This is a genomic window from Mesorhizobium sp. M7A.F.Ca.CA.002.15.2.1 (assembly GCF_003998715.1).
GTDB lineage: Bacteria > Pseudomonadota > Alphaproteobacteria > Rhizobiales > Rhizobiaceae > Mesorhizobium > Mesorhizobium ciceri.
Window position 1 is genome coordinate 1 of sequence record NZ_RZPI01000422.1, and the last position, 5,004, is coordinate 5,004.

Here is a 5,004-nt window from a genome sequence, read left to right on the forward strand (position 1 = left end):
CAGCACCTCTTCGTCGATGTAGAAGTTGCCAGTCGCTTCGCGCGCCGGCCGCATAAAGATGGCATGCGCAGCATCGGCCATGATGTCGGGCAAACGGCTCATTGCCGCCACCGTCGCGCCGCCCAGCAGATTGCGCACGGCTGCCGTGTCGATGGTCGAAATCGGCCACAGTGAATTGACGGCGATGCCGTCCTTGGCGAACTCGGCGCTCATGCCCAGCGTGCACATCGACATGCCGAACTTGGCCATCGTGTAGGCGACATGGTTCTTGAACCACTTGGCCTTCATGTCGAGCGGCGGTGCCAGATTCAGGATGTGAGGATTGCTGGCCAACTTCAGGTGCGGAATGCACATTTTGGACACCAGGAAGGTGCCGCGCGTGTTGATCTGATGCATCAGGTCGTAGCGCTTCATGTCGGTTTCCAGCGTGCCGGTGAGCTGGATGGCGCTGGCATTGTTGACGCAGATATCGATGCCGCCGAACTTTTCCACGGTCCTGGCGACCGCCTCGGCCACCTGTGCCTCTTCACGGATGTCGCACAGCACGGGCAGCGCCTTGCCGCCGGCCTGCTCGATCTCTTCTGCCGCGCTATAGATTGTGCCGGGCAGCTTCGGATGCGGTTCGGCGGTTTTGGCCGCGATCGTCACATTGGCGCCGTCGCGCGCCGCGCGCAGCGCGATCGCCAGCCCGATGCCGCGCGATCCGCCGGAGATGAACAGCGTCTTTCCCTTGAGCGACATTTCCTTGCGCCTCCCTTGCAACACGTCAGACGCGAAGCTTTGCGCGGCGGGCGACCACAGCGCAAGACCCGACACGCCGGACACCGCGTTACGCAGCGTAGGGTTTATGACTAAACCAGCACCAGCCCCTGCCGCATCGCAGTGGCAATCGCGTCGGTGCGGTTGGCGGCACCGAGCTTGATCAGGATTGCGGCGACATGGAACTTCGCGGTGTGCACGGAAATGTTCAGCCGCCGCGCGATCACCTTGTTGGGTGCGCCCTCGGCCAGCAGCGCCAGCACTTCCGCCTCGCGCGGCGACAGCGAAGGACGGACGGCATGCTCGTCGGAGGCTTCATCTTCGAACGGCTCGCCATCGCCAGTATGGAAATCCTCATGGCGTCCGGTTCTGCGCTCGCCCGATACCCGATAGCCGGCCGCCGCCAGCCGCGCCGCCGCAGCGATCAACAAATCGTCCGCGCCCGTTTGGAGGACGGCCAACACCTCGCCCGCGGGCCGTTCGCCAGCGCGTCCCGATAGCAGAACCCGGGGAATGGCGGCCGGCACGGCACCGCCGCTGCTGTCGTCAACGATGGCGACGTCAGCCCTGCCGGCCACCACCGGCAGCAGGTCATCGCTCGCGGCCAGCGAGGCCGCCAAGCGCTCGGCGCGCGACGCATCGCCAAGCGCAATCAGCACCACCAGCCGCCGCGAGACGGCACCGTCATGCATGATCCGGTCGCTGGTGAGCGTGTCCATCACTCCTCTCAGGAAAGCGGCTTTTCGCCGATGGTCAGCCCGACATCGCGCTGTTCGCCGCCGCGCACCACGCCGAGCGTCACCGAAGCGCCCGCACTGTCTGGTCCGAGCCTGCGGATCAGGTCGCGCGGGCCATGCACCGCCTCACCGTTCCACGCCACGATGATATCGCCGAGAGAGAGACCGGCGGCCTTGGCGGGACCATCGTCATCGAGGCTCATCACCATCGCGCCATGCGCGTCGCGGTCGCGTACCGGATGCAGGCCGGCGCCGAGATAACCGCGCGCGACATGGCCCTTTTCGCGCAGCGTCGCAACCGCCCGCTCGATCGTCTCGTAAGGCATGACCAGCGCCCGGTGGCGCGGCCCGAACAGCAGCATGCCGATCAGCGCACCCTTGGCGTCGAGAACCGGGCCGCCCTCGAAACGGCCGCCGGCACCGACGGCCAGATTGATGCGCCGGTCGATGGTGCCGCCGCGCATCGAGCGCCAGGCCGGACCGACTTCGCCTACCGAGCCCGAAACGGCCAGAGCCGACCCGTTGCTATTGCCGATGGCGATGGCAATGTTGCCTGGCCGCACCGCGTCAGCCCTGGCCAACGGCACGGCGTTGATGGCCGTAGCCGGCTTCAGCAGGGCAACGCCAGTCGACGGATCGCGGCCGACCAGTTCTGCCTTCACCGCCTCACCCGAGGCCAGCGTCAGTTCGATCTCCTCGCCGGCCTCGACAGCCTCCTCGGCGGTGACGAAATAACCGTCACGCCAGTGGAAGGCGCTTGCCGTGCGGTGATGATGCGTGGCGAAGCCAGCCGTTGCCGCTGCCGCCTGGGCGGCGAGATCGGCGATGGCTTGCGAAAACGCACTCAGATTGAAATCGCTCATATTGGTCTCCTGGGTTCATCCATGCCCCAGATATCGCTCGACAGCGCGTTCAGAGGTACTCGCCTGAAGGCTAGTTGCCGGTTTGACTGGCCATCTGGTCAGGTCGCGGCGGTTCCAGCCGCTCCGCACATATAGTGCGTGTCGCCCAAAAGTGCTCAGCGGTTTTGGGACAACGACGCGCACAGGAAAAAAATCATCCTTTCGCCCGAAAAATACGGAGCCCTTCCATGGCCCTCGCCGCAGCCAAATTCGAACCTGACGATACATTGCTCGACGCATATTCGACGACCGTTGCGGACGCCGTCGACCGCATCGGCCCGGCCGTCTGCCGCATCGAACGCGTCGGCGGCCAGGGCGGTCACGGCTCCGGCTTCGTCATCGCGCCGGACGGACTGGTCGTCACCAATTTCCACGTCGTCGGCGATGCCAGGACAGTGCGCGTCTCGATGCCGGACGGCGCCTCCCGCGAAGGCCGCGTGCTCGGCCGCGATCCCGACACCGACATCGCGCTGGTGCGCGCCGACGGCAGCTTTGCCGATGTCGCACCGCTCGCCGATTCCAAGCGGCTGCGGCGCGGCCAGATCGCCATCGCCATCGGCAATCCGCTCGGCTTTGAATGGACCGTCACCTCCGGCGTCGTCTCGGCGCTCGGCCGCTCCATGCGCGCCTCGACCGGCCGGCTGATCGACGACGTCATCCAGACCGACGCAGCGCTCAACCCCGGCAATTCCGGCGGGCCGCTGGTTTCGTCGGCCGGCGAGGTGATCGGCGTCAACACCGCCATGATCCATGGCGCGCAGGGCATCGCCTTCGCTGTCGCCTCCAACACCGCCAATTTCGTCATTTCGGAGATCATCCGCTTCGGCCGTGTCCGCCGCGCCTTCATCGGCGTCTCGGCCGACACTGCCAGTTTGCCGCGCCGCGCCGCCCTGTTGTCGCAAGTCTCGACCAGCACGGCGGTTCGCCTGCGCAGCGTCGAGAAGGACGGCCCGGCGGCCAAGGCCGGCCTGAAAGAAGGCGACATCATCGCCGCCATCGACGGCCGTCCTGTCACCGGCGTCGACGACCTGGTGCGCATGCTCGACGCCGAACGCATCGGCCGCGAGACGCTGTGCACCGTCGTGCGCCGCACCGGTGTCAGCCAGGTGACGGTGACGCCGGTGGCAAGGGCCAGTTGAGGCGGGCGCTCAGGCTCCCGCCACCCCTTCCGCATACTGCGCCAGAAACGCCTCGCTCGGCGGGATCGGCTTGATGACGTCGATCAGCACGCCATTGGGGTCCTTGGTGATGAAATGGCGCTGGCCGAAGGGCTCGTCGCGCAGCGAGCGCAGGATCGGCAGGCCGGCGGCGACGACGCGCTCATAGACAGCGTCCGGGTCGCGAACCTCGAAATTGATCAGCAGGCCCGAAGCGCGGCCCCGCCCCTCTTCCGGGATGGTCTCATGGTCGCCCTGGACGATGCCGAGATTGACTCTTCTGTCCTCCCCCGATTGCAGATGCACATACCAGTCGCTTTCGAACAGGGGCTGGAAGCGGAAATGCTTCACATAAAAGGCCGCCGTGCCGGCGACGTCGCCGGTCATCAGCACCGGGTAATAGCTCGTGGTCTTCATCTTTCCTTCTCCCGTCAATTAACATACAGTCTGCATGTAAACCGAATTAACATACAGGCTGCATGTATGCAACAAGATTTCGCGCGTCGTTCCAACCGCGACCGCACCGAAGCCACGCGCGCCCACCTGATTGCCGCGGCGCGAAAGCTGTTCACGGAGAAATCCTATTCCGAGACCGGCACGCCGGAGATCGTCGCCGCCGCCGGCGTGACGCGCGGCGCGCTCTACCATCATTTTGCCGACAAGCAGGCACTGTTTGCTGCCGTGGTCGAGCAGGAGGCGGCAGCGGTCGCCGAGGAGATCGAGCGCGCCTCGCCGCCATCGCTGTTTGCCCATGACGCGCTGATTGCCGGCTCCGACGCCTATCTCGCCGCCATGCGCGCGCCCGGACGCACGCGGCTGCTGCTGCTCGACGGCCCGGCCGTGCTTGGCCGCGCCGCCATGGACGCGATCGACAATCGCCACGGCAACCGCTCTCTGCGCGAAGGGCTGGTCGCGGCGATGCGGGCGCAGACGATGACGAGATTGCCGGCCGACGCGCTGACAGCACTGCTCGGCTCCGCCTGCGACCGTGCCGCCCTGGCCATCGAGGCCGGCGCCTCAGCGCAAGATTACCGCGCCGTGCTCATGGCGCTGATCGATGGGCTGTCTCGTGCTCCTCATCCGGCACCTCGCCCGGTTCGAACTCGTTGAAGCAGCCGAGCTGGCGCTTGAACTGGTCGATCAGCCAGGCCGCCGCCGGCTTCGGGCTGCGATCGCTGCGATGCATGGCAAACAGCGGCGAGCTCACCTCCCTGAAGGATTCGAGGTCGATCTCGACCAGCCGGCCGCTCGCCAGGTCGTCTGATATCAGCCAGCGCGGCAGCCCGCCCCAGCCCAGCCCCTCGCGCATCAGCATATGCTTGGTGCGCACATCCGTCAGCCGCCAGGTACGGTAGGCATAGACGCCGAAGTCGCGCCCCTTGGTGCGCTCCGACTGGTCGGTGACGACAAGTTGGGTGTGTTCGCGCGCATCCTCGATCGCCACCGGTT

At 66.3% G+C, this 5,004-nt stretch carries 7 protein-coding genes; 2 read left to right on the plus strand and 5 right to left on the minus strand.

What is annotated here, in order from left to right; translation table 11 throughout:
• The 3 genes from ENZ74_RS21530 to ENZ74_RS21540 form a co-directional block, all read right to left on the minus strand.
• The coding region (locus ENZ74_RS21530; RefSeq protein ID WP_164761118.1) for an NAD(P)-dependent oxidoreductase at window positions 1–741 on the minus strand (741 nt) is incomplete at its 3' end.
• A 110-nt stretch (window positions 742–851) separates the two neighbouring features.
• Complete coding sequence (locus ENZ74_RS21535; RefSeq protein WP_063168767.1) at window positions 852–1,478, minus strand: helix-turn-helix transcriptional regulator; 627 nt, start codon at window positions 1,476–1,478, stop codon at window positions 852–854.
• A gap of 8 nt (window positions 1,479–1,486) precedes the next feature.
• Window positions 1,487–2,359, minus strand: a complete 873-nt coding sequence (locus tag ENZ74_RS21540) for a S1C family serine protease (RefSeq protein ID WP_063168768.1) — start codon at window positions 2,357–2,359, stop codon at window positions 1,487–1,489.
• 227 nt (window positions 2,360–2,586) lie between these two features.
• On the opposite strand from ENZ74_RS21540, the gene ENZ74_RS21545 reads away from it, so the two are divergent.
• A complete protein-coding gene (locus ENZ74_RS21545; protein ID WP_013530167.1) occupies window positions 2,587–3,537 on the plus strand; it encodes a trypsin-like peptidase domain-containing protein in 951 nt (316 codons plus the stop codon).
• A gap of 9 nt (window positions 3,538–3,546) precedes the next feature.
• Here the strand turns inward: ENZ74_RS21545 and ENZ74_RS21550 are convergent, their stop codons facing one another.
• Window positions 3,547–3,972 carry a VOC family protein gene (locus tag ENZ74_RS21550; protein WP_013530166.1) on the minus strand — a complete coding sequence of 142 codons (426 nt, stop codon included), beginning with the start codon at window positions 3,970–3,972 and terminating at the stop codon, window positions 3,547–3,549.
• 66 nt (window positions 3,973–4,038) lie between these two features.
• Between ENZ74_RS21550 and ENZ74_RS21555 the strand changes: the two genes are divergently transcribed.
• On the plus strand, window positions 4,039–4,665 hold the full coding sequence (locus tag ENZ74_RS21555; RefSeq protein WP_063168769.1) for a TetR/AcrR family transcriptional regulator: 627 nt from the start codon (window positions 4,039–4,041) through the stop codon (window positions 4,663–4,665).
• Here the strand turns inward: ENZ74_RS21555 and ENZ74_RS21560 are convergent.
• Window positions 4,598–5,004 (minus strand): substrate-binding domain-containing protein (locus ENZ74_RS21560; RefSeq protein WP_245470985.1); only part of this gene is annotated, 407 nt, incomplete at its 5' end. The two genes, ENZ74_RS21555 and ENZ74_RS21560, sit on opposite strands and share 68 nt — an antisense overlap.